The sequence below is a fragment of the Bacillus sp. BB51/4 genome, assembly GCF_008368845.1.
GTDB classification, from domain to species: domain Bacteria; phylum Bacillota; class Bacilli; order Bacillales; family Bacillaceae_G; genus Bacillus_A; species Bacillus_A wiedmannii.
The window spans coordinates 65,649-91,357 of sequence record NZ_QOSC01000014.1 but is presented as its reverse complement, the minus strand read 5'-3'; the positions used below and the strand labels follow the sequence as shown (position 1 = coordinate 91,357).

Genomic DNA, 25,709 nt, shown 5'->3' with positions numbered 1-25,709 from the left:
AGAAAGATAATCCTCAGTTTTTATAGTAGGTATGTTACTAGCTATCCTGTTTTGCGGACTTATCTTTTATCGGAATTTTTATTTCTTGACCTACATTTACTTCATCTTCTTGTAAATCATTATACTTTTTAATCACTTCAATCCCAGTTTCATCCGAAAAATATTGCTTCGCTATACTTTCTAAAGTTTCTCCTTCTTTTACCGTATGCGTTACTACTTTCTCAGATGTTGCCTCAGACTCAGATTTAGCTGAATCAAAGAAAATGACCTCAAACGCACTTTTCCCAGCGTTATTACCATCACTTTTCACCTGAATATATTTATCTGTATACCATAAAATACTAATTGGTAGTAATATGAATAGAAATGTTAAAACTCGGACGAAAATATGATTCATTTTAAACTTTTCTTTTTTCTCTTTATTTCTATGAATTTCACTACGCGGCGGTAAACTTTCTTTTTCTTCCACTCGCTCAACTTCTAATTCCTCTTCGAAATCAGGAATTCGTTTTCTCATGTTGTTCACCACCACCTTCCATTTATTTTCTTAATTGGAGTCCCATTATAAAATCAACAAGAAAGTGTGCAAAGATTGTTATAAATAAATTTCCTGTCCATTCAAATACATAACCAAAGACAAAACTAATGAAACAGACGAAACAAAACAAAAATGGCTTTGTTATATACCGAATATGTAACACTGCAAATACTAAACTCGCTATTACAATTCCAAAGTGCGTCTGCACTACACCTCTAAATAAAAATTCTTCTGCAAAGCCGATAATGAACGTAATAACGAGTAGGTGCATAACTGACATTCCTTGAAACATCTTATCGTTAATACCACCATCATCAAACCAAGACTCTGGAAATACTCGCATTGCAACATAATCTAATAACACAATACCAATCGCCAACAAGCCACCTATTATAAGTATAGACACCGGTTCCCACTTCCACAGACTATACACCGATTTTATATCTCGGAATAATACATATGCTAGTAAACAACCGATACCGATAATAATGAACTGTGTGATATACAGATTCAGCCTTATTTCTTTCGGACTCATATCTTCAATATTATGCCTTTGAATGTTCATCATTCCCCCATCTTTTCTAGACCGAAAAGCTTTTGTAACTCTGTTTCCCAATTATAGTCGAAATCCGATTGTTGCGCTTGTCTTTTTTTATAATCTGTTTTTGTAATACCACAATAGTCACAGCAATTTTTCAACTCGTTCTCTTTTCTATAACCGAACTGTTGTAACAAATATTCACGCCTACATTCTTTCACTTGTATCCACGATTTCATGTTTTCTAGCTCACTATATTTATTACGTAGCCTTATTTCTACTTCAGCTATTAATCTGTTCATAATTTCATCTGACAAGCCCTCTAATTTTAATTTTCGCTGTTGTATGATTCCAAGCTGTTCAAGATGATAGCGGATGAAGCGCCAATATTGTTCATTAAATCTTGCTGCATTATAACAAATTTCTTCTACCTCTTCTATTGGTAATTCTTTCGTTTGAAACATTCTTTCTTGTAGTAAAGAGAATAAAAATTGTATTTGCGACTGACTTGGCAATTCATCTTCAATTATTGAAATTGGTAAATCGTGATCTAACGGACTACATAGTAAGATAGCTATACTCGGTTCACCATCTCTTCCAGCTCTTCCGATTTCTTGTAAATAGGAAGCTATATTAGTCGGATAATGAAAATGAATAATATAGCTCGTATTCGACTTATTTACTCCCATACCAAAAGCACTTGTACATATTACAAGCTGCAACTGGTCATTCATAAACTGCTGTTGAATTAACATACGCTCTTCATGTTCCATACCACCATGATAAAAAGCGACACCAGTCACGCCTTTTCCTCTTAAATACTCCGTTAAACGTTCTGTCCACGCTCTGCTTGAACAATATACAATCCCTGGCCCTTGTAAATACATCACCTGGTCCAAAAGCGCTTCTTTCTTCTCTTCTATCGTCTCCACAAATTGTACTTCCATAGCAATATTTGGACGATCAATAGAGTATACATGCTGCGTCACTTTCTTCAAATCTAAACTCTCTGCTATATCTCGGAGTACATCTTTTGTCGCTGTTGCCGTTAATGCTAGCACGGTAGGAGACCCGATATTTTCAATGACTACATTTAGTTTTTTATAGTCTGGCCTAAAATCATAACCCCATTGTGAAATACAATGAGCCTCATCCACGACAAATAATGAAATATGAACTTTCTTCAATTCTCTTATTAACACTTCCGACTGCAACATCTCTGGTGAAACAAAAATAAATTTATATGAAGCTAATTTTTTCATCGCTTCTCTTTTTTCATGTAATGTCCGAAAACTATTAAATGCTATTACTCGGTTTTTCACAACATACTTTAATTGTGTAACCTGATCTTCCATCAAAGATAATAATGGTGATACAACAAGCACGGTTCCTTCTTGCATTAGCCCTGGAAGTTGATAGCACATAGACTTCCCTCTTCCAGTCGGGAGCATTGCTATAACATCTTTTCCTTCTAATAAATCTGTAATTACCCCTTTTTGCCCTGTACGAAATTCAGAATATCCAAACCATCTATATAAATATTCCTCAAGCTTCATTTATACCCTCCATCCGCGCCAATACAAGACGAACTTCAAAATAAGAGATACCCTCTCCAACCGCTTGTTTCAACTCACGCAACTTACGTGTTTGTAATGCCTCAATTACTTTTGTTACTTTATCTATTTTATCTTTTTCCATAAACATCTCGATTGAAAACTCTTTTTCCCGCAAAGCAATTTCAACAAAATGATCTTCTATCGTTGCAACCTTTAAATTTCTAATTGTCGCTATTTCATCTAAAGAGCGTCCTTGTCTCCAAAAATTATATGTTTTTTTCGTTGATAAACTAAATAATTCAGCTCTCTCATTTGGATAAGAGATAATCTCAGCTAATAGCGGAAATTCATTTTCTTTATCGTGAACTTCTTGTATAAAGAAGTGAATTGTACCCCAAAATAAAAAATACACCCGGAATATATCTTGTTTCGTAATTTCCGCTAATTGCTGCAATGTACAACCGATACGTTCATATCCTGTTAATCTATATGTTACAATCGTCGCTTCTACCACATCACCTTTTCCTAAAAGATTATGTATTTCTTTCCATAATCTTTTAGCCAATTCACTTCGCCTATATGGTATACCTGTTAAAAAACGTTTTACCCACATCATTATTTCTGTATCTTGTTGAATGGGAATAAACTTCGTATTATTCTGTTGTAAATTAGATATAGTTTGAATAATTAATGATAATCGTTTCCAAAATGTTTCACCTAATTCACCATAGTGTAAACCATGTAAATGCGTGGGAAAAGCATACACTTCCTCCCATGTATGTAACTGCATTTTACCTTTAGATGTTAACAAATATGTATTTTCATGTATTTCTCGAATCAAATCTGCTTGCAACAACTTTGCAACTTCACGATCATAGTCTGTTCTATTTAATGATTTATATATTCCAAACAAAAATGAAATTCGGAACATATTTCCATCTTGTAACGTTTGCGAAGATCGTTTTCCTTTTAATAAATAATAAATAGAAGAAACGGTCCTTTCACCATTCAATTGTTTTAAACAATACAATAAAGTATATTGTAGTTGCATTACCGCTTCCACCTTTCAATCTAGCTTAATTACTTTTTAGTACGATTGCACCATTCTATGTTACTCATTAAACTTATCATATCGGCACTATGTACTTGTATATAGTATATTGTACCAAACGAAATAACATTTACGTATTTTGAAAATCTTATGACATAATGCAAAAATCAGTTGACACTCTAATTGATAAGGATTATCATTATAATTTTATGTTGAAAAGTTTTAAAAACCGTTTTACAATAAGGTTATAATTTTTATGGCGAGCTTTTCACATACATATTATCAGGAGGGAAAAAAGATGGCAAAATATACAATCGTTGATAAAGATACTTGTATCGCATGTGGTGCTTGCGGCGCTGCTGCACCAGACATTTATGATTATGATGATGAAGGTATTGCATTTGTAACGTTAGACGATAACCAAGGTATCGTTGAAATTCCAGATGTATTAATTGAAGATATGATGGATGCATTCGAAGGTTGTCCAACTGACTCAATTAAAGTTGCTGATGAATCATTTGATGGCGACTCTTTAAAATTCGAATAGTCTTTTATTAACTTCAAAAAATATCCCTCATTCATATGAGGGATATTTTTTGTTTTCTATTTTCATTCTACTTAATAAAAAACCACTAGTAGTTCCATACTACTAGTGGTTTTATTTTATATTTTATGCATTTTTCATTTTTGCAAACACCCATACTTTCAGGCGTGAGAATAACGCTACAAATACAATTGTCACAACAATTCCTTTAATTAAATTAAATGGTAAGATTGCCGTTACAACCGTTGTTCTTATAGCCTCGCTAGACATAGCTGGTGAATTTAAAAACCAAGTGTAAGCTGGGAATATAATGATGTAATTTAATACACTCATAATGAGCGCCATTGTAATTGTCCCTAGCATTAATCCTGTCGTTAAACTCTTAACAGTACGATACTTTCTAAATAAGAAAGCTGCCGGTCCAATAAATAAACATCCTGCAATAAAGTTAGCAATTTCTCCAACTGGCACTCCCGTTAAACTCCCTTGAATTCCGTAATGTAAAATATTCTTTATCGCCTCTACAATTATCCCTGCAACTGGCCCGAAAATAATTGCTGCAATTAGAGCTGGTACATCACTAAAATCAATTTTTAAAAATGGCGGAAGCCCTGGAAACGGGAAATCCAACATCATCAGTAAATATGCAATACTACTTAGCATCGCTACACTCACCATCTGCACTACACTGTTTTTTTGTTTCATCTTTCTCTCTCCTTTTCCATCGATCATCTCATGGAAAGTGGAAAGGTTCTGCTATGCCTACTTTTTCATAGAACGAAAAAACCCTTTGTGTTTTACACAAAGGGAGAATTTAAGGCACATCAAACAGACGTTCAAATTCATATCTTTTTTGAACGCTTGAACCTCCATCTTCTCCCATCCAGACTATACTGTCGGCTTTGGAATCACACCAAATCCTGCCTTAACGGCTCGCGGGCTTAGAACAAAATCACATATAGTTCATCACCGCCGGTCGGGATTTTCACCCTGCCCCGAAGATAGACCGATATTCTATTTTCCACTTTATTATACAACAACATAATCGTATTGTGAACAAAAAAAGCGTAACTTATTAAAAATAAGTTATTAATTTTATATAATCAAAACCAATCACTATATTTTACAATACACCCCAGATTTTTTAGTATTCGGCATTTCCCCTATGAATCCCCTAGTCATATATAATGAAAAGTGATAAGATGTTGAATTGTTAAGATAAGAACATTTTCTGGATTATGGAGGAAATGTCATGAAAAAAGAAAAGAGACACTCTATTCGAGAAGCAATGAAAAAAAACTTAAGAAAAGAATACTTTTACTTAAAAAAAGAATTACTTTTCTACTGTCCAATTGATTTAGGCACATTCTCAAGCGAGACATACTATGCTGCTTTCGATGAAGATGGCATCAGTATTTATCAGTATGATAAAAAAACAGAGAGTAAATTAAAACTGTGTGAGCGTCACCCATGGAAGAGTTGGAATAAAGTGAAGGTGGATCATTATTTGACAACTTCTCAATTTATTTTTCAAGGTGAGCGAAACTGGATATTATCCCTTTTCCAAAAAGGAAAAGAAGCTCAAAAAATAATTGAAGAGCACACATCTTTACAAACTGAAGTTGTTTCCCGCTCTTTCTTAAAAAAACTTCCAGGATTCCGTTCTAATGCACCGTTGAATAAATACATCGGCAGCATTTGCTACACTGCACTTATTGCATTTTTATTAAAATGGATGATTCCATTTCAAGCACCACAAATCGCCCTGTACTCCATTTCAATCGGTTGTATGCTTCTTGGTTTACTTTGTTTGACAATCGGTTTAATTGAACCGACTATTGTACTATTTCGAACGAACGAAAAAACAAGAACGAAAGTATTTTACTTATATAGCTACTTAGCTATTTCTGGATTTATATGTGTCTTTATTTTTTGGTAAAAAAAAGAGCTAGTTTAACTAGCTCTTTTTTTACTTTACGTATAATTGTTGATTTGGATAAATCCGATCTTGCTGCAGTCCATTTTTATCTTTAACTTCCTTAACTGACATACTAAATTTCCGTGCAATACTAACTAAAGTGTCCCCTTTTTGGACGACATATAAGGATGAGGAAACAACTTCATTTCTCTGTTCATTTAGAACAAGCAATGGATTCATCGCATTCTTTTTCGCCATCGTCCATCTTCCTTGATGAACTTCTAAATGTAAGTGTGCACCTCTCGATTCTCCTGTATTTCCTACTTCTCCAATTATTTCTCCTTTTGAAATATAATCCCCTTGAACTACATATCTCTTATTTAAATGCGCATACACGGCCTCATATTCTCCATGTTTAATAAATACAACGTTTCCATAACTACTTGAATAATAAGACTTTGTTACCTTACCTTCTTGAATAGCTGCCACAGGCGTGCCAATCGGTGCCGCTATATCTATACCGTAGTGTTTTCCATGCCTTGTCCCAAAATAATCACTTATCTGCCCTTCAACAGGCCATGTCCATTGATTTCCCTCTGCGTACACATGTAATTGAGATAAAAACAATACCGTCAATAACATGACGCCACATTTTAACACTTTCATATACATCCTCCGTTTTCTAATTAACACCATACCTTCTCTTATTTTGGTATATTACAGAAAAAAGTATACAAAAAAAAGAAAGTGAATCACTCCACTTCCTTCTCGTTTTTATCACGAAAAACGATTGCACTGCGATTATACTCCACATCTTTTACTTGTAATCGAGCGTTTATTACTCTAGCTACCGCAAACAAATAATCAGATAATCTATTTACATACTTTAGAACAACTTCATTTATTTCCCCTTCTTTTTGCAAGGACACTACACATCGTTCTGCTCGCCTTACAACTGTACGCGCAATATGAATAGCAGCTGCGGCTTCGCTTCCACCTGGTAAAATAAAACGCTCTAACGGCGGTGCTTCTTCTATATACGAATCAATCCTTCTTTCTAAGCTTTCAACCATTTCAACCGTTACTTTATAAGGAATTTTCCCCTCTACTATCGCCAAGTCTCCCCCGCAATCAAATAGTTCATGTTGAATATTTTCAAGTTCATTGTAAATATCTTCAAAAGATCCGCCTTGTAGCTTAGTCATTGCATATCCAATATGAGAATTCGCCTCATCTATCGTGCCATATGCTTCAACTCGGATATTATCTTTATCCACTCTGCCGCCTATTACACTTGTTGTCCCTTTATCTCCTGTTTTCGTATATAATTTCATCGCTTCACGACACCCCTCTTGCTATTCTTCATTCGACTAAGATAGAAAAAAAGTTCTACTGTTATTTATTTAATTGATTTTACAAAAAAATAAAAAACAGTAGAACTTTATTCATTATCAACTTTAAAAACGTATATCTAAATTATACGATTCGGTAAATATACAGAGAATGTAGTTCCCTCTCCAACAACACTTGAAACAGCAATTTTACCATCATGGCCTTGCACAATATTTTTTGCAATCGCAAGCCCGAGCCCCGTTCCACCTTTTTTCCCACGTGTTCTTGCTTTATCAGCTTTGTAGAAACGATCAAATAAAAATGGAATATCTTCTTCTGGAATACCAGCGCCCGAATCTTGTACTTCAAAAGTAAGACCATTATTTTTCGTATTAATTACAAGCGTTACATGTCCGCCTGCATTCGTATGACGAATTGCGTTATCAATTAAATTCGTCAATACTTGTTCCATACGATCTGCATCAAACGGGTATTGTTCAATTGGATTCTGGAAATCAACCGTTAATGCGACTTCTTTATCCTTTGCAATTCCTTGGAATTTACGACCTATTTTTTCAACGAAAGGATGAATATCAACTTCACCTATATGTAACTCTACATTACCACTTTCCATACGCGCTAAATCTAATAGTTCATTTACAAGTTTACCTAAACGAACAGATTCATCATAAATGATTTGAACGAACTCATTAATTTCTTCTTTCGTTTGCACAATATCATCTAAAATCGCTTCACTATACCCTTGAAGCATTACCATCGGTGTACGAAGTTCATGTGATACGTTTGCAATAAAGTCTTGACGCATCTTCTCAAGACGGCGTTCTTCCGTCATATCACGTAATACAGCTACAGCGCCACGAATTTTCGTTTGGTTGTAAAGCGGCGTCATAAGAACTACATAGTTCCCTTTTTGTAAATTAATTTCAACCACTTGTTGTTGTTCACTTTCTACAACGAGATGGAATAGTTCAACAAGTTCAGAAGGTAGTTTTTTACTGAGCTCTACTTCCTTTTCCTCTTGCCAAACTTGTAAGAAATGTTCAGCCGGCGGATTAATTACAACGACTTCACCTTCTTGATTTAACGTAATAACCCCATCTGCCATACTACTTAAAATACTTGCTAACTGTTCTTTTTCTTGCTGCAAGGCATTCATATTAAACTTCAACTGTTTCCCCATTTGATTTAAGGCCGTTGCAAGCTCACCAATCTCATCCTGAGATACCATAGGTGCTTTCGCATCAAACTTCCCACGCGCGACCTCAAAAGCAACCTCACGCATTTTACGGAGTGGTGCTGTAATTCGAGTAGATAAGAAGAATGCAAAGAACGTTGTTAATATAATCGCAATCCCTGCTGATAAGAATATAAAATCAGTCGTTCTCTCCATACCTTGTATCGGTACTTGTAAAGATTCGTATACGAACACTGCACTTTGATTTTTTGAATGCACTGGTTTTCCGACAATCATAATATCATTTTCAGTGTTTTTATTCTTTCTACTATTAGAGGCTTTTCTAATGTTATTCTTAATTTCTTTTTTGTCTGTAAAAACAGCCGCTAATTCTTTATCTTCTTTCAAATCATCCATTGTAAGAGTGACTAACCCTTCTTGTTTCGGCGAAGAAGATATTTCTTTACCATCTTCTACAATAATAATCCTTGAAAGGGGATCAGAGAATTTGTACGCGATATTCTCAATCGTTTTTACATCGGCACCTTCTTCAATTAACTCTGAAACACTTGTTGCAACTTTTTGAAGCCTAGCTTCACTCATATCAACATAATATGTTCTAAAAAACTGTGAAAGTAAAATCGCAACAAATCCAAGAACAAACGAAACGAGAAGTAATATAGTCATCCATAACTTCCCTACTACACTTCTCCAAAGCATCAGTCGTTCACAACCTCAAATTTGTAACCTACGCCCCAAACGGTAACAATCATCTTCGCAGCATCTGGTGATTTTTTGCTTAACTTCTCACGTAAACGCTTTACATGCGTATCAACTGTACGTAAATCTCCGAAGAATTCATATTGCCATACTTCTTTTAACAATTGCTCACGATCAAATACCTTATCAGGCGCTTTCGCTAAGAATAATAGTAATTCGTACTCTTTCGGTGTTAAGTTTACTTCATTACCATCTGCTGTAACACGGTGTGCATCATTATCAATTGTTAAATGAGGGAACACAGTAACATCTTTTGTCGTTGTATCTTGTGTAAAGAACGTTGTTGGTACAGAACGGCGTAAGACCGCTTTCACACGAAGCACTACTTCACGTGGGCTAAATGGTTTCACAATATAATCATCAGTTCCTACCTCAAACCCTTGTACTCGGTTTACTTCTTCACCCTTCGCTGTCAACATAATAATTGGCGTCGCTTTTTTCTCACGAACCCCTTTACACACTTCAATACCATCTTTACCTGGCATCATAAGATCTAATAGGATTAAATCGTAATCATTTTGTAACGCCATTTCTAAAGCTGTATCACCATTGTCCGCTTCTTCAATTGTGTATTGTTCTCTTTCTAAATACATTTTCAACAAACGACGAATACGATCCTCATCGTCTACAATTAAAATTCTTGATTCATTTTCCATTTCTACCCGTTGTGTACTTTTACCACAACGGTTTACACCTACCCTTCTACACTAGTATGTTGCGCTATTCTCGTTTATTTAAGCAATCTTCTAAATGTTTCACTTCCCATATTATGCTTCACAAGAATAATAAAGTTTGTTCAATTTTTTTCCAAAACTATGTATTTTTTTTGAACAGGATATAATGTCCTCGACATCATTTTACAAAATCAACCGCTACTTTGTCATGTTTTTCTCAAAAAAGAAGAAAAATTGACAAAAATAAAATAGGAAAGTGACATTCACTCTCCTATTTTATTTCTCTATGCGTATGAATGTAAACCCGCGATAATTAAGTTTACTACAATAAAGTTAAACATAATGATTGCAAAACCAATTACCGCTAACCACGCTGACTTCTCTCCGTGCCACCCTTTTGATAAGCGTAAATGTAATACCGCCGCATAAAAGAGCCAAGTAATAAGCGCCCAAACCTCTTTTGGATCCCAACCCCAAAAACGTGTCCACGCTATTTGAGCCCAAATCATGGCAAAAATTAATGCACCTAATGTGAAAACCGGGAATCCAATTGCAATAGAACGATATCCGATTTCATCCAGTAAATCACTATTTGTATTCTTTACTAACGGCTGAAGTGCTGCCGATACTCGTTTGCGTAAAACAAGTCTTAATACAATATAAAGTAATGTCCCAACTAACACAGACCAAATTACTGTATTTAATTTTTTCGCATTTACAATCGCCGGAACTTCAACTGTCGGCTCTAATTTATTTTCTGTCAATAACTTTCCTTCGTGCGGTCCCACTAAAGCCGGAAGATTGTACTTCATTTCCACTTGTTGTTCATTTTTATCAACCCATTGAAACTTCGCTTCATATTTCATACTAGAAAATACCGTTGTCACTCCAATAAAACCAACTGTACAAACAAGTGTGAACACTACCGTTTCTAACCAAAATGTACGTTTGCTTCTCGTTGATTGATCTACATTCTTCAATAAATACATAACGCCCGTAATAAAACTAATTGCTAAAATTGCTTGTCCTGCTGCTGCAGTCGTCACGTGAATATGCAACCAATTACTTTTTAAAGAAGGAATAAGCGGAGATATTTCCCTCGGAAACATACTTGCATAGGCAATTAATAAAAGTGCAACTGGTAATGCAAAAAGTCCGATTATACTTACGCGATACATAAAATACATGACAATAAATGCTCCGACAAGCATCATGCCGAAAAATGTACCGAATTCAAAAAAGTTACTAACTGGTGCATGTCCTGATGCAATCCATCTTGTAACAAAATATACTGTTTGTGCAATAAACCCTAAAATTGTAATCGTTATTCCTATATTTGCCCATTTATGACCTTTTTCTTTAATTGCTCCCCCGAAAAATAGAGTTGCAATTAAATATAAAATAAATGCGGTAAAGAGAAAGTTACTACTTATTTGCACCATATCGTTTCCCCACCTTAACTAATTTTTTTATCCACTACTTTATCGCTTGGCTGCGGAATTGCCGTACCTTCTAGTACTCTTTCAATATCTTTCTTTAAACCGAACCAATTTTTATTCGTGTGTCCTGCAATCCACCATTCATCATTAACGCGTTGTATCCAAATACGACGATGATTCCAATACATCCCTTGAATGACACCAACCATAAATATAAATCCTCCAATACCGAGAATCCAAAGCGTTAAATCTTTCCTTACAGTAAGTGCTGTTGCATTTTGCATTTCCACACCTGCAAACGACATTTTATATTTATTATTTCCATCAGGTTCTATATTTTGCTGAATACCAACAAAACTCACTTCACCATCTGGTGTTTCAGGCGTAAACATTTTAAACACAAATGCAGGGTTGTTTGGTAATTTCGTTTTCGTATTTGGTCTTCCATTCTCGTCAAAATAAAAATCTGGGAAATAGCTTAATAGTTCTAAAGAATAACCTTTTCCTAAATCATATTTTTCTGTAGGGTTCGTTAAATCAACTTTGATCGGTCCCCACTTTTGATTATTTTCTTTGTTTTGCAGGTTAAAGGACATACTTTTAAATTCATTTTCTTTATAATCCACTTGATAAACAGCAAATTGATCAAATTTCAGCGGTTCATTCACTCGAATTTCCGATTCTTTTACTTTTTCTAATTTCGGTTTTTGTCCTGCTATATTTTCGCCGACCGCTTTATATAATACAGCATTCGTTTGGAAGTTTTTCGCAATCACTTTATCGCCTACACGATCAATCGCTTCATCAAAAACTTCCTTGTCCTTACTTTTATCATAAACTTCCTTAATAAATTTCTCGTTTTTTAAATAGTATTGACCATCCGTTCCTGGTATTTCTTTCGTTTCACCGTCACGTAACCAAAGGGCTTCGTCTACGTACATACTCGGTAAAAAACGGAGCATTGCACCGAATAAAAAGATAATGAGACCAATATGATTCACATATGGACCCCAGCGTGAAAACCGTCCCTTTTCCGCCAAAATATTTCCGTCTTCCACTTTCACGTTATAGTTTCTTTTCTTTAAATTCTTTTGCACTCTTTCAAAATCACCATCTTGCGGTGTACCAGTACCGTATAATCTTTGTCTCTTTAAAAAGCTAGTGTGTCTTTTCACCCCTTGCTTCTTTAAAGCTTTATAAAGTGGAATGACACGGTCTAAGCTACATATCACAAGTGAAATACCAATTGAAGCAATTAAAATCATATACCACCATGAACCGTATAAATTATTAAATCCTAATTGATAGTATAGTTGCCCTAAAAATCCGTATTCTTGCTTATAATATTCAGCTGGTGCAATTCCTGGAGTTATGTACATTTCTTGCGGAAAAATAGTTCCTATTGCTGATGCAGCTAAAGTGATTACAATGAGCCATACACCCACTTTTACAGAAGAGAAAAAGCTCCAAATTTTATCGACTATCGTTTTTGTTTGTGTGAGAGATCTCCGAGCACTCCCCTCATAACGCATATCCAATAGTTTTATATTTTCATTGCTTTCAAATGGTTTCCCACACGCTTCACAAAAAACAGTTCCTATCGGATTCACATGTCCACATTCACACTTAATTTCTTTCAACACTCTCACCGCCCCTATATCTATATGTACTATTGTATATTCTACCCTCAAGTTACCGCAATACTCAGAATTTTTAAATCAGAGGCACTATAAGGATGCACCTCATATGTAAAGGCTTTCTTTATTACGGAGTAATTTTCTTTAAATACTCTTCCAATTGTTCTATCGTTTGTTCACCTTTAATCTCTTGAATCACCTTACCATCCTTATCAATCAAGAAGCTTGTTGGTAACGGTATTACTCCATACGTTTTTATAATTTCTCCACCTTTATCAATTGCGACTGGGAACTTAAGATCGTATTGTTTCACAAAATTCTTAACAGCAATATCCGTTTCATCTGCATCTAACGCAATAATTTCAACGCCTTTTTCTTTATACTTTGGATATAATTCGTTCATATAAGGCATTTCTTTTTCACACGGTTTACACCAAGTGCCCCAAAAGTTTAAAAATACACCTTTTCCCTTTAAATCTTTTAATTCAATTTTCTTTCCTTCTAAATCTGTTACAACAAAATTAGGTGCTTCTTTTCCGATTTGCATTTTCTCTTCTTTAGTGAAATATCCTTGATAAAGTGTAAATCCTACAGCACCGCATAAAATGAGTAGAATCATAACGCGAAATAATAAGCGATTTTTTTTCATATTGTCTCCCCTCTCTTCGACGAGTGATAAATATATGTATTTTTTAATAAATCACCAGCGGAGCATTCCACTGGTGAAAGTTTCACACTATCGATTAGCGCGGCTTTGTAGAAGCCAATGCACGTAATTGTTTCACCTCATGTGGTGACAATTCTCTCGCATCACCAGGGCGCAAGCTACCCACTTCTAAAAAGGCGTAGCGTTCACGCTTTAGTTTCACTACTTTACAATCTAACGCTTCAAACATGCGGCGTACTTGACGATTACGTCCTTCATGAATCGTTAATTGTACAATCGCAGTCTCTTTACGCTTGTCCCAAGAAATAATTTTCACTTGTGCTGGTGCTGTTTTCCCATCTTCTAATGCAACACCTCGTTCTAACATGCGAATTTTCTCACCTGTTAATGGTCCTTTAATTTTTGCAACATACGTTTTTTCAACTTTATATCTTGGATGCATTAATACATTTGCAAATTCCCCATCATTTGTCATCAATAATACGCCAGACGTATCATAATCTAAGCGTCCGATTGGGAATAAACGTTGTCTAATTTCAGGGAAAAAGTCTGTTACAACACTTCTTCCTTTATCATCTGATACACTTGAAATTACGCCAGTTGGTTTATATAGTAAAAAATAAACAGGTTCTTCTTTTTCAAGAGGGATGTTATTTACTTCTACTTTATCTTGAGGAGTTACTTTCGTTCCTAACTCCTTCACTATTTTTCCATTCACTTTTACTTTTCCTTGCTGAATTAATTCCTCAGCCTTTCTTCTCGATGCAATACCTGCTTGCGCAATCACTTTTTGTAATCGTTCCATTTCTTTTTTTCACCTCGAATTTATCTTACCTTACATTAGAAAGACTTGGCAACCGCATACGCTTGACGGCTATTCGCTTCATCTTACTTAAACAACATAGCGATGATAATAAACATATAAAGGGCAAATCATGTTTTTACCTTTTATTATTGTCCATACTCTTCATATTGCTCACAATAAAAGTTCATCATTTTGTCAAAAATACCGCATAAAAAAACCACTATTAAGCAACACCTTAATAGTGGTCGTATACGTATTATAAGCGAAATAGCATAAAAAATGAATAGCCGCCTTACTTAAACATTAAAGAAACAAACACAATTGAACAAATAATCCCGATTAAATCGGCAAAAAGTCCTACTTTTAATGCATCTCCCATTTTTCTAATTCCAACAGCTCCGAAGTATACTGTTAAAATATAAAAAGTCGTATCTGTACTCCCTTGCATCGTAGAAGCCAATCTTCCAATAAACGAGTCTGGCCCATATGTGGCAATTAAATCGGTCGTAATACTTAAACCAGCAGAGCCTGAAATAGGGCGTATAAGTGCTAGTGGAACAATTTCTGCTGGGACATGAATTAAATCTAACATCGGCTTCATTACTGATATCATTGCATCTAACGCTCCAGATGCCCGAAAAATCGAAATAGATACAAGCATTCCAACCATAAACGGTAAAATAGAGATCGCAATTTGAATCCCTTCTTTTCCCCCCTCAACGAACGATTCATACGTCGGCACTTTCTTTATCGTGCCATATAAAAGGATAAAACCGATTACACAAGGGATTACCCATAATGATATCGTATTGACAATACTCATTTTTTCCGCCCCTTCCTACTCCTTCTTCGGTAAAAATAGCGGTCAATCCAAATCGCTCCGATCATAGAGAGTACTTGTGCAATGAATGTTACCCCAACAATTTCAGTAGGATTCGCTGATTCATACGTCATTCGAATCGAAATGACAGTAGTAGGAATTAAAGTAATCGCTGATGTATTTAATGCGAGAAACGTCACCATAGAACGGCTCGCCGAATCCTTCCCTCCATTTAACTCTTTCAATTGTTCCATCGCTTTAATACCAAGAGGGGTTGCTGCATTCCCTAATCCAAAAAAGTTCGCCATCATATTCGATAAAATAAATCCCATTGACGGATGATCTTTCGGTATTTCTGGAAACAACCTTTTTACTATCGGCATAAAAAGTGACACTAACTTTTTTAACAACCCTGCTTCCTCTGCAATTTTCATTAAACCGAGCCAAAATACTAATACACTAATAAGTCCTATACAAATTGTTACTGCATCTTTTGCTCCGTCAAATACGGCTTTATTTATTGCTTCCATCGTTCCATTTATCATGGCATATACAATCCCTATGACTGCCATCGCTACCCATACGAGATTAACCATCGCTCCCAACACCTATCATATGAGAAAAAATTTCTTTCACATTATTCCAATACATTCCCGTTGTAGCTACTAACTTTCGTTTACTATAAAATAAATTCCGTTCTCCAACTTTCTCATTGCCAACATAAATTTCCGTCTTCCCAACCTTTACTCCATCCGTAAGTTTTGCACTTTTATCGAGTTCAACTTTTAATACTACGTTCTTTTTTTCTTCTTCAGTTAACGGTACCGAAAAACTATTTTTCGTATAAACATGATTGGCATATTTCTTTTCAGTTATTTCAGCAAGAGCTCCTTGTCCTACAACGTTCGTTTGCTTGAAACGTTCAAAACCTTTATCAAATAAATTCATATGATCATCCCAATCACTAGAAGCACTCAAAGTTACGACAATTAAATCTAGTCCATCTTTTGATGCTGTTGTAACAAGTGTCCGTCCTGCTTTCTTCGTAAAACCTGTTTTTCCTCCTGTCGCAAATTCATAATAAGATGTCACGAGTTTATGTTTGTTTTTCCACGGATAATCCCACGAATCTGATTTATACGTTTTTGTCCCAAAAATCTTCTTAAAGGTTTCATTCCCCATTGCATACTTTGTTAAAAGTGCCATATCATAGGCTGATGAATAATGAGATCCATCTCCATCCAAACCATGTGGGTTTGAAAAGTGAGTATCTTTCATTCCAATTTGTTTCGCCTTTTCATTCATTAAATATACGAACCCTTCTATACTTCCTCCTACATTTTCAGCAATTACTTGTGCTGCATCATTACCAGATCTAAGCATGAGTCCGTATACTAAATCCTCTAACTTCACTTTCTGTCCAGGTTTTAAATAAATTGCTGATCCTTCTACTCTCACCGCTTCATTACTAACCGATACCATTTCTTTCATTTTTCCTGATTCAGCAGCTAACAAGGCTGTCATAATTTTTGTTATACTAGCAATTTTTTGTGGCTCATGTTCTGCTTTTCCGTATAATACACGACCGGACTGTTGCTCCATTAATACAGCATTTCGAGCACTGACATTACTGTTCATCTTTGCATATGTAGGAATTGGTATAACGCTTGCATACATAATAAGAAGCGTGATTATTACACAAATTCGTCTCATATTTCCCCCCACGTCCTTTTGGCACTTTTTGTACAAGTGTATGCTTGGCCTTTTAAAATATGAACGAAATCTCTTTCTCCTTCTAATAAAAAAGACGCAGAGAACCTGCGTCTAATACGGTGTCCATTCAATTTGTTTCGCACTTTCAAATCTTTTTTCTACATCAGGCCAATTTACAACATTCCACCAGTTTTTAATATATTCATCTTTTCGATTTTGGTATTGTAAATAATACGCATGTTCCCACACGTCTAGCACGAGGAGCGGTATCGTATCCCATTGTGTAAATAATTGATGAAGTGTACTCTGCAAAATTTCTAATCTTCCAGATCGTGGTACCCAAACGAGAAGCGCCCAGCCTGATCCTTCCACTTTAGAAGCTGCTTCTGTGAAATGTTTTTGAAAACGTAAAAAACTCCCAAAATCTTGTTCAATCTGTTGTGAAAGAGCCCCTCTTGGACTTCCGCCACCATCTTTTTTCATGTTATTCCAAAATATCGTGTGTAAGTAATGACCTGATCCATGAAAAGCCGCTTCTCTTTCCCAATGCTTAATTAAATCAAATTGATTTGTTTTTCTCGCTTCTTCCATCATTTTCTCTGCCTTATTTAATCCTTCCACGTAACTGCGATGATGTTTATCATGGTGTAACATCATAATTTCTCTAGAAATATACGGTTCTAACGCATTATACGGATAAGGTAATGGTGGAAGTGTATGCCCTCCAATTGGAACAGCTCGTTCACTATCCCCTCTTTCATATAGTTCATATTCCTCTTCTCCTTGCACGAATACTTCCTGCAAATGATGCTGAATATGTTCTACATCATCACTTATTTCATACATAAACTCTGCATCTGTATCATACTCATGCTCTTTCATACGATCTAATAACGTTTGAATTTTATAGGCAAGCATATGGACATCATACACTTCCATTGCACGGCTATCTAATACGTGAAGAACACTTTCACACCAGCTTTCTACTTCATGAAAGTAATCTGTAAATACACCTTGCTGACTCATGTTACACCTCCTTAATGCTATCCCCATAAATATATTCAAAGGAAATCCCTTATATAACTTTACAAAAGGAAAAGAAGCTAAGTCCCCTTAGCTTCTTTTTCGCAATTAATATTTGTGTAACATCTTTGTTTGGTAATCCGTCTCATAATATTCTAGTTCTTCACGCATCAATTGAAATTTTCCTTCTAAACTCTTCATCACTTGCTCTATAGATGCTGGTGGCGTTTGTTGAAAAACGATGGAGTTTTTCCCTGTATAGGCAGACCGACTATTTTCATACCAATGATCACCCTTTGGTGAGAAAAACTCTGCAATTACTTGATGATAAATTTTATATAAAATTTTCTCAGCTGCTGTTTTTCGAAATGGCTGGCTATTTAACAAAACAAAACATGCATCATGTCCTTCTTCACAAAAAACGAGAAGACGTCTTATTGATGCTAATAACCCTTTATAATATTGCTCGTTCCCTGCTGGTTTTTCTTCTAATAAAGAAGGCAACGTATGATAATTTACATAATTGGTTATCAAAGTAATAACGTCTTCTAAAAACATAGAAACTTGTTCTGTTTGATTTTCAACCATTAGATTAGACATTTTTCCCTCTCCTTTGTCATTTCACGCTATTTCTACTCTTTTATTTTTATGTAATTCAGCTAATATTTCTTGTACTTTCACCACTGTTTCCTCATCAAAATATTGTTGGAATGCTTCTATATTATTTAAATATAAACGTTTTTGCATGCGATGCTCATTCTCTTTCAGTAAACAACATATCGCTACAATATCCCGTAAATATATGTCTTGTTTTTCTACTTTACATACTGGATTTCCTTCAAAAGGAGTAATTTCTTGTAAAACTTCTTCAAAATATCGAACGTATAAAACGGAAAAAGTTCTCTCTTTATTATTTAATATATATGTCACTTCAGATCTATTAAAGAAATCTTCTGATGTATTAGGTTTCGCTTTCTCTAACTCATATCCCGCATAACCTATTATAATCATCTACTTCCCCTCTCTTCCTTCTTTCAATTCATTTTAACTTAACTTTCTGATAAACGAAATACTCTTTTAAATATAACCCATATAAAAAATAGCTTCCCTATACAGGAATTTACCTTTTTATTTTTCTTGAAGTTTGTCATAATAATATTATTGTCTCAGTTTTCTTATACAAGGAGAGTTGTATTTATGTCGTTTTCATGGAAACGTTTCTTACAAATCGGGAAAATTATCTTCCCATTTGTTGTATTAACAATTGTATTCTTTCAAGCAAAAAAAGAATTAGCAGGCATTTCTTTTTTAGAAGCAATCAATACAATTAAAAACATTCCAACCGGAGGAGTCTTTTTAGCAATTACACTTGGTGCATTTGCCGTATCAACAATGTTCTTTTATGACTATGTTATGCTTCGTTATTTAAAAGCTGATATACCAGTCCAAAAGATTTTTCGTATCTCATGGATTGCTAATACTTTAAATGGATTTATTGGGTTTGGTGGTCTCGTTGGAGCTGGTGTACGCACAATGCTTTATCGTCCATACATAAAAGAAAATGGCAAACTTATTAAAAGTATCGCCTGGATGACAACTGCTTTTATTAACGGACTCGCAATTCTTTCTTTCCTCGGTCTTATTGGAATATTAGACACAAGTTTTATTTTGCATGAAAAACCGTGGCTATGGCCTGTTCTTATTTTCTTCGCCCTTTTCGTCCCTATATACATTGGCTTTTCTAAACTAAAAAATAGAAAACCAAAGCAAACCGAAGGGCAAGAAGAAGGGGAAGAAGAAAAAAATCCAACTGTTTTATACTCATTAGTTTCATTAGTTGAGTGGGTATCTGCCGGTATTGTTATGTACGTCATACTAATATTATTTGGTATCGATATCGAATTTCAAAAGTTTTTAGGCGTGTATGTAATTGCTGCTTTAGCTGGTGTTGTTAGTCTTGTTCCTGGTGGACTTGGTTCATTTGATCTTGTCTTTTTAACTGGGCTCGGACAATACGGCATTGATACAGGCGTATTACTACCTGCTATGTTATTATATCGCCTCGTCTATTACATTTTACCTTTCTGCCTTGGTCTTATTTTTGCAGCTTTTGAAATGACAGGCGTGGCCATTAAAAAGTTTGAAGATAAACCTTTTATTGCGCCTGCATTAGAAACAACTGGTGTTATATGGACTTTGCAGCGTGATTTTCTAGGAAAACTAGGTTCATGGGCCTCTGCTGCTTTAACAGTATTTGCTGGATTAATGGTTATTTTATCAACCATTCTACCGACAAGTATAAACAGAGCACACGCCTTACATATTCTAGCTCCAAAACATCTTATTCAATTTTCTTTTAGCTTATCACTAACATTTGGTATTCTCCTCCTGATCCTTTCGCGAGGGATATATTATGGAACAAAGCGTTCTTACTATATGACGATTGTTTCTTTAATCGGAGCAGCCATCTTTAATACGCTAAAAGGGATTGATATTGAAGAGACGTTTATTTTATTAATCGTACTCGCTGTATTATATATGCTTCGTAAAAGATTTGTACGCGAGAAAATGGAAGTCTCACTTTCTGATATGGTAAAAGTTTTTATATTCTTACTCATAACTTTATATTTATATAAAAACTTAGGTATTTTATTTGCAGGTGCAAAAGAAGCTTTTAAACCTGATTTTGTCGTTCGTAATATTACGCAAGTGAAACGAAGTGCATTAGCAGCTGCCTTTTTCGTTCCTACATTTTTACTGATTGGCTCACTCATTGCCAATCGTTATCGAAATGAATTTCCCGGGCAACCAGCTAATGATAAAAGGTTGCAAAACTTTTTAGATGAACACGATGGTAATGTACTTAGTCATTTAGGATTTTTAGGAGATAAACAATTTTTCTTCAGTAGTGATGGGAAAGCGCTCCTTCTCTTCTCTATAACTGGAAAACGTCTCGTTGTGCTAGGTGATCCAATTGGGGATCCTTCCTCCTACCGTACTGTGTTACAAGAGTTTTTAACTGAGGCTGATCGATTTGGATACATTTGTGTATTCTACCAAATAGAAAGTAAATGGATGAGTTTATATCATGATTTTGGTTACAACTTCTTTAAACTTGGTGAAGAAGCTGTCGTTGATTTGAACACATTTACAATAACAGGAAAAAAACGAGCCGGTATGCGAGCGACTTTCAACCGTTTCGAACGAGAAGGCTATACATTCTCTATTCATCAGCCACCATTCTCAAACGAATTATTTGAAGAGTTAAGAAAAGTTTCAGATGCGTGGCTCGGCGGAAAAAAAGAGAAAGGTTTTTCACTCGGATACTTTGATCGTGAATATATTAGCCGAGCACCTATCGCTACATTATGTGATGCTGATGGAAAAATCATTGCATTTACAACCTTTATGCCCGTATATCAAGACGGATCATTGTCTGTTGATTTAATGCGCTATTATCCAGATGCACCTAGCGGCATTATGGATGCAATTTTCATCCACCTATTCCAGTGGGCAAAAGAAAATGAATACCACTCCTTTAATATTGGTATGGCACCACTTTCAAATGTAGGTTTATCGACACAATCTTTTTGGTCCGAACGAGTTGCTGCTGCCATCTTTAATAATGTTCGTTATACGTATAGCTTCAGCGGGCTACGTCATTTTAAAGAAAAATATAAACCAGCATGGAGCGGTAAATATTTAGCATTTAGAAAGAATCATTCTTTACCGATTACAATGCTCTCTGTAACAAAATTAATAGGAAAAAGAAAAAACAGCTAAACATTTAGCTGTTTTTTCTTTTTTGAACTTGTACAATAAATTCTTTTTCATATTTCTTACCATTTATATAGAAATCTCCCCATATTTTATACGTTCCTTCTATAGGAAATGTAATACGGTATTGTAATTGCTCATCTGTATCAACAGGTATTGCGTATAAAAAGTTTTCTCTCGTTTCGTCCACGATATAGAGCGCTTCCACTTCTCCTCTCTCTGAATGTAATTTCAATTTCTCACCCTTTTTCGCTTGGAATTGAAATGTTAACGTCGCTGGTTCATTCGGATGCAATGCACCAAATAATAGAGAAACTTCATACTCCCCTATTTTTTTTGTAAGCACACTATCGATTGGGAATTTTACTTTTTTCTTATTTTTCTCCTCTATTTCTCTCCCAAAATCTTTCTTCGCAAATGATTTCACAGACTTGTTTTTGTCTTCATATAAAAATATTGTATATCTTTCATCTTTCGCTATTTTGGAAGATACCTTATATGATCCATTCCCTGCAAATGTAGGTTTCATTTGTTGTACATGTTTTAATTGTCCGTCTACAATAACTGCCCGAATTTGATCATTCACACCACGAACTTCGTTATTTTTATTATTTAGCAATTGAAACAAAATATCTACTTTCTCATTTCCTTTTCCATTTGACACATCCCATTTTACTTCCTGAACATCACCTACAGTCTCTGTAGTTTCCTGATACTTTTTTATGCAAAATCCGCCTACTACAATAAATAGCAAAGCAACAAGTCCAATGACAAGATTTTTCAAAACATCACCTACCATTTTTATTGTCTCTGTTCATACAAAACTTCTTACATATATATTCTAGATTATGATTTATGAAATCCTCCTGCTTTGCACATATTACAAATAATTAAAAGATTTTAATTGAAAGGATTGATAGTGTATAATGCAAATGATATTGATTTCTATCAATACATTATAAGGAGGACTTTTCATGAGTGTACATATTGAAGCAAAACAAGGCGAAATTGCTGAATCTATTCTATTACCTGGTGATCCATTACGTGCAAAATATATCGCTGAAACATTTCTAGAGGACGTTACTTGCTATAATAACGTGCGTGGTATGTTAGGTTTCACTGGAACTTATAAAGGAAAACGCGTATCTGTTCAAGGTACAGGTATGGGTGTTCCTTCTATTTCTATTTATGTAAACGAATTAATCCAAAGCTACGGAGTTAAAAATTTAATTCGCGTTGGAACTTGCGGTGCGATTCAAAAAGACGTAAAAGTACGTGACGTTATTATTGCAATGACAGCTTGTACGGATTCTAATATGAACCGTTTAACATTCCCAGGTTTTGATTTTGCCCCAGCTGCAAACTTTGACCTTTTAAAGAAAGCTTACGATGCTGGAACTGAAAAAGGCTTACACGTTCGTGTTGGTAATGTTTTAACAGCAGATGTATTTTACCGCGAAAGCATGGACATGGTTAAAAAACTTGGAGATTATGGTGTACTAGCAGTAGAAATGGAAACAACTGCTCTTTATACATTAGCAGCGAAATACGGTGTAAATGCGTTATCTGTATTAACAGTAAGCGATCACATTTTCACTGGTGAAGAAACAACATCTGAAGAGCGTCAAACTACATTTAACGAAATGATTGAAATCGCTTTAGATGCAGCAATTCAACAATAATACATTAAAGAACTCGTCATACGTCTGTCGAGTTCTTTTTATGTGACTTTTTATTAAAAACTACTTTCAGAAGAGACAGATTTTCTCCTCTACTTTTTTGTAACGTTTGTTATAATTAAGAAATCATTTACAGTATTTCTCACAAGAGGTGACGCAGTGAAAAACAGAAGTATAGTCTTTAAACTATTTTTATTAACATCAACATTATTTACAATCATATTCCTCCTTTTTTTCTTAGGACAATCTCTATTTTTAGAGAAATTTTACATTAATAAAAAAGTAAAAACAGTTCAAACTGCTTTTGAGAAGTTCGTAAATACTTACGAAGAAAGTGGTAAAACTTATGAGGAAATTCGAAAACTAAAACAAGAATTTCATGATAAAACAAATGCTGAAATGCAGTTTTTAAATACGAACGGCATTATTAAAAGTGACAATAATTTCTACATTGATGTAATTAATCCTAAAAATAATAAAGCATATTCCATTCCACTCAATAATGTTTTAACGCCAGAAGAATATAATAAATTCGAAAACTTAGGATTGAAAAAAGATGGGATGATAAACGTCGTCGGTTTTGTACAAGATTCCACCATAACACCACTAGAATTGACAACAAACTATAATCGATGGCAAAACGAAAATGTCAACTCAGATTTTCAATCCATTAATGGAAACCCTGCTAAAAATAGACTTACAAGCCGATCCAAAACTGTGACTCAAATTGAGTTTACTGGTATCGTATCTAAGTTACAGCTTCCATCCAAAGCAGATGTTCGTCTTGCAAATGATTTTGAAACATTACAAGCCGTTCAATATTTTGCAGAGATTATTAGAAATGGCACTGCTAACTCACACCAATTAAACACTTATATAATAGATGGTGGAGAGAATATAAAAAATAGTATCTTTGTAAAACCTATTGTGGAAAATGGAAAAATTACAGAATACGCTTTTGCGATAGCATCTTTACAACCTGTTAATGAAGCGATGCTCGTTTTAAAGGATTATTATGTTTATGCCTTAATCATCGTATTTCTCGTAATTATTTTATTATCCTTCTACTACTCAAAAATCATTGTGAAACCATTAATTAAAATGAATCGCGTTACAAAAAAAATGGCCAATTTTGATTTTAGTGAAAAATTACCTGTGACAGCAGACGATGAAATTGGCGGGCTTTCCGGTAGTATTAATACGTTATCTGTAAACTTAAAAGACCGAATCGATCGATTAAATGTTGCCAATACAAAATTACAACAAGATATTGAACGTGAACGTCAATTAGAGAAAACGCGAAAAGAATTCATTTCTGGTGTATCACACGAATTAAAAACACCACTTAGTGTAATTAGAAGTTTCGCAGAAGGAATTAAAGATGGCGTTAGTAAAGATACGATGTATTACACAGATGTTATTTTAGAAGAAACAGAAAACATGAACAGACTTATTGTTGAAATGTTAGAATTAGCAAAACTAGAATCTGGTACGTACAAACTAGATATGACGACATTCTCAATCGGTGAATTAATTCAACAAGTCTATACAAAGTTATTATTTAGCATGGAGGAAAAGCATTTACAAGTGAACGTAGATGTAGACTCTTCTATATTCGTTAAAGCGAATCGTAGTCGTATTGAGCAAGTCGTTGTGAACTTACTTAGCAATGCAATTCGCTATACGCCAGATGGAGAAAAAATACATGTCTCCGTTATAGAACTGGAAGATATAGTAAAAGTCGAAATCGAAAACACAGGAAACCCTATCCCTGAAGAAAGTCTTGAAAAAATTTGGGATCGTTTCTACCGTTTAGATGCATCTCGTAGCCGTCATACTGGAGGTACCGGTCTCGGGTTATCTATTGTAAAAAACATTTTAGACCTCCACCATGCCGAGTACGGTGTATATAACACGACTAATAGTGTTGTATTCTACTTTAATTTACAAAAAGTAAAAGAAGTCAAATAATTTGTCTTAATTTCACTAGGAGTTCACATGAAATTCACACTCTCCCTTTATA

At 34.8% G+C, this 25,709-nt stretch carries 25 protein-coding genes and 1 riboswitch; of the genes, 5 read left to right on the top strand and 20 right to left on the bottom strand.

The window, feature by feature from the left end; all coding sequences use genetic code 11:
• Positions 1–37: 37 nt before the first annotated feature.
• Genes DN392_RS20245 through DN392_RS20230 form a run of 4 tightly spaced genes read right to left on the bottom strand, consistent with a single transcriptional unit; the run spans position 38 to position 3,683 of the window.
• Positions 38–517: a LysM peptidoglycan-binding domain-containing protein gene (locus tag DN392_RS20245; protein WP_001231546.1), complete on the bottom strand. Its 480-nt coding sequence runs from the start codon at positions 515–517 to the stop codon at positions 38–40.
• 22 nt (positions 518–539) lie between these two features.
• Positions 540–1,103, bottom strand: coding sequence for a CPBP family intramembrane glutamic endopeptidase (locus DN392_RS20240; RefSeq protein ID WP_001025770.1), 564 nt, complete (start codon positions 1,101–1,103; stop codon positions 540–542).
• Positions 1,103–2,632 carry a RecQ family ATP-dependent DNA helicase gene (locus tag DN392_RS20235; RefSeq protein ID WP_088321475.1) on the bottom strand — a complete coding sequence of 510 codons (1,530 nt, stop codon included), beginning with the start codon at positions 2,630–2,632 and terminating at the stop codon, positions 1,103–1,105. Before DN392_RS20235 ends, DN392_RS20240 begins: the two co-directional genes overlap by 1 nt.
• Entirely contained in the window at positions 2,622–3,683 is a 1,062-nt protein-coding gene (locus tag DN392_RS20230) for a YpbB family protein (RefSeq protein ID WP_001176985.1), read from the bottom strand. The genes DN392_RS20235 and DN392_RS20230 overlap by 11 nt, the downstream gene beginning before the upstream one ends.
• Before the next feature lie 298 nt (positions 3,684–3,981).
• Between DN392_RS20230 and DN392_RS20225 the strand changes: the two genes are divergently transcribed.
• Positions 3,982–4,230, top strand: coding sequence for a ferredoxin (locus tag DN392_RS20225; RefSeq protein WP_001151994.1), 249 nt, complete (start codon positions 3,982–3,984; stop codon positions 4,228–4,230).
• Positions 4,231–4,353: 123 nt separating this feature from the next.
• Here DN392_RS20225 and DN392_RS20220 read toward each other — a convergent pair whose 3' ends face one another.
• Complete coding sequence (locus DN392_RS20220) at positions 4,354–4,932, bottom strand: ECF transporter S component (RefSeq protein ID WP_000810851.1); 579 nt, start codon at positions 4,930–4,932, stop codon at positions 4,354–4,356.
• 162 nt (positions 4,933–5,094) lie between these two features.
• Positions 5,095–5,234: riboswitch (FMN riboswitch) on the bottom strand.
• 245 nt (positions 5,235–5,479) lie between these two features.
• Here DN392_RS20220 and DN392_RS20215 point away from each other — a divergent pair.
• Complete coding sequence (locus tag DN392_RS20215; protein WP_000711800.1) at positions 5,480–6,166, top strand: hypothetical protein; 687 nt, start codon at positions 5,480–5,482, stop codon at positions 6,164–6,166.
• A gap of 30 nt (positions 6,167–6,196) precedes the next feature.
• Here DN392_RS20215 and DN392_RS20210 read toward each other — a convergent pair whose 3' ends face one another.
• The 14 genes from DN392_RS20210 to DN392_RS20145 form a co-directional block, all read right to left on the bottom strand.
• Positions 6,197–6,811: a peptidoglycan DD-metalloendopeptidase family protein gene (locus DN392_RS20210; RefSeq protein ID WP_000866129.1), complete on the bottom strand. Its 615-nt coding sequence runs from the start codon at positions 6,809–6,811 to the stop codon at positions 6,197–6,199.
• Between the two features lie 86 nt (positions 6,812–6,897).
• Positions 6,898–7,479, bottom strand: a complete 582-nt coding sequence (locus DN392_RS20205) for a cob(I)yrinic acid a,c-diamide adenosyltransferase (RefSeq protein ID WP_064056775.1) — start codon at positions 7,477–7,479, stop codon at positions 6,898–6,900.
• A gap of 137 nt (positions 7,480–7,616) precedes the next feature.
• Positions 7,617–9,392: a sensor histidine kinase ResE gene (gene resE, locus DN392_RS20200; RefSeq protein ID WP_000964666.1), complete on the bottom strand. Its 1,776-nt coding sequence runs from the start codon at positions 9,390–9,392 to the stop codon at positions 7,617–7,619.
• The gene (gene resD, locus DN392_RS20195; protein ID WP_000426862.1) at positions 9,392–10,108 is read right to left on the bottom strand and encodes a DNA-binding response regulator ResD; all 717 of its coding nucleotides are present in this window, start codon (positions 10,106–10,108) and stop codon (positions 9,392–9,394) included. Before resD ends, resE begins: the two co-directional genes overlap by 1 nt.
• A gap of 302 nt (positions 10,109–10,410) precedes the next feature.
• A complete protein-coding gene (gene resC, locus DN392_RS20190) occupies positions 10,411–11,568 on the bottom strand; it encodes a cytochrome c biogenesis protein ResC (RefSeq protein ID WP_000250073.1) in 1,158 nt (385 codons plus the stop codon).
• A gap of 14 nt (positions 11,569–11,582) precedes the next feature.
• Positions 11,583–13,208 carry a cytochrome c biogenesis protein ResB gene (gene resB, locus DN392_RS20185; RefSeq protein WP_000910545.1) on the bottom strand — a complete coding sequence of 542 codons (1,626 nt, stop codon included), beginning with the start codon at positions 13,206–13,208 and terminating at the stop codon, positions 11,583–11,585.
• Positions 13,209–13,329: 121 nt separating this feature from the next.
• Positions 13,330–13,851, bottom strand: coding sequence for a thiol-disulfide oxidoreductase ResA (gene resA, locus DN392_RS20180; protein ID WP_000742211.1), 522 nt, complete (start codon positions 13,849–13,851; stop codon positions 13,330–13,332).
• A gap of 94 nt (positions 13,852–13,945) precedes the next feature.
• Entirely contained in the window at positions 13,946–14,674 is a 729-nt protein-coding gene (gene rluB / locus DN392_RS20175) for a 23S rRNA pseudouridine(2605) synthase RluB (RefSeq protein ID WP_000440552.1), read from the bottom strand.
• A 292-nt stretch (positions 14,675–14,966) separates the two neighbouring features.
• On the bottom strand, positions 14,967–15,497 hold the full coding sequence (gene spmB / locus DN392_RS20170; RefSeq protein WP_000029511.1) for a spore maturation protein SpmB: 531 nt from the start codon (positions 15,495–15,497) through the stop codon (positions 14,967–14,969).
• Positions 15,494–16,090, bottom strand: coding sequence for a spore maturation protein SpmA (spmA, locus tag DN392_RS20165; RefSeq protein WP_000247806.1), 597 nt, complete (start codon positions 16,088–16,090; stop codon positions 15,494–15,496). Before spmA ends, spmB begins: the two co-directional genes overlap by 4 nt.
• Positions 16,083–17,207 (bottom strand): D-alanyl-D-alanine carboxypeptidase DacB, encoded by a 1,125-nt coding sequence (gene dacB, locus DN392_RS20160; RefSeq protein ID WP_088321476.1) that lies wholly within the window; start codon positions 17,205–17,207, stop codon positions 16,083–16,085. Before dacB ends, spmA begins: the two co-directional genes overlap by 8 nt.
• Positions 17,208–17,318: 111 nt before the next feature.
• Positions 17,319–18,233, bottom strand: a complete 915-nt coding sequence (locus DN392_RS20155; protein WP_000082674.1) for a superoxide dismutase — start codon at positions 18,231–18,233, stop codon at positions 17,319–17,321.
• 105 nt (positions 18,234–18,338) lie between these two features.
• Positions 18,339–18,830, bottom strand: coding sequence for a YpuI family protein (locus DN392_RS20150; RefSeq protein ID WP_000067569.1), 492 nt, complete (start codon positions 18,828–18,830; stop codon positions 18,339–18,341).
• 21 nt (positions 18,831–18,851) lie between these two features.
• Positions 18,852–19,241 (bottom strand): hypothetical protein, encoded by a 390-nt coding sequence (locus DN392_RS20145; RefSeq protein WP_088321477.1) that lies wholly within the window; start codon positions 19,239–19,241, stop codon positions 18,852–18,854.
• Positions 19,242–19,427: 186 nt separating this feature from the next.
• Between DN392_RS20145 and mprF the strand changes: the two genes are divergently transcribed.
• The gene (gene mprF, locus DN392_RS20140) at positions 19,428–22,013 is read left to right on the top strand and encodes a bifunctional lysylphosphatidylglycerol flippase/synthetase MprF (protein ID WP_000010865.1); all 2,586 of its coding nucleotides are present in this window, start codon (positions 19,428–19,430) and stop codon (positions 22,011–22,013) included.
• A 4-nt stretch (positions 22,014–22,017) separates the two neighbouring features.
• On the opposite strand, the gene DN392_RS20135 is transcribed toward mprF, so the two are convergent.
• Positions 22,018–22,806, bottom strand: a complete 789-nt coding sequence (locus DN392_RS20135) for a hypothetical protein (protein ID WP_142292465.1) — start codon at positions 22,804–22,806, stop codon at positions 22,018–22,020.
• A 175-nt stretch (positions 22,807–22,981) separates the two neighbouring features.
• Here DN392_RS20135 and deoD point away from each other — a divergent pair, with 175 nt between their 5' ends.
• Together deoD and DN392_RS20125 are read left to right on the top strand one after the other, a co-directional pair.
• Complete coding sequence (gene deoD / locus DN392_RS20130) at positions 22,982–23,689, top strand: purine-nucleoside phosphorylase (protein ID WP_000110707.1); 708 nt, start codon at positions 22,982–22,984, stop codon at positions 23,687–23,689.
• 156 nt (positions 23,690–23,845) lie between these two features.
• A complete protein-coding gene (locus DN392_RS20125; RefSeq protein WP_000797535.1) occupies positions 23,846–25,657 on the top strand; it encodes a sensor histidine kinase in 1,812 nt (603 codons plus the stop codon).
• Positions 25,658–25,709 lie beyond the last annotated feature (52 nt).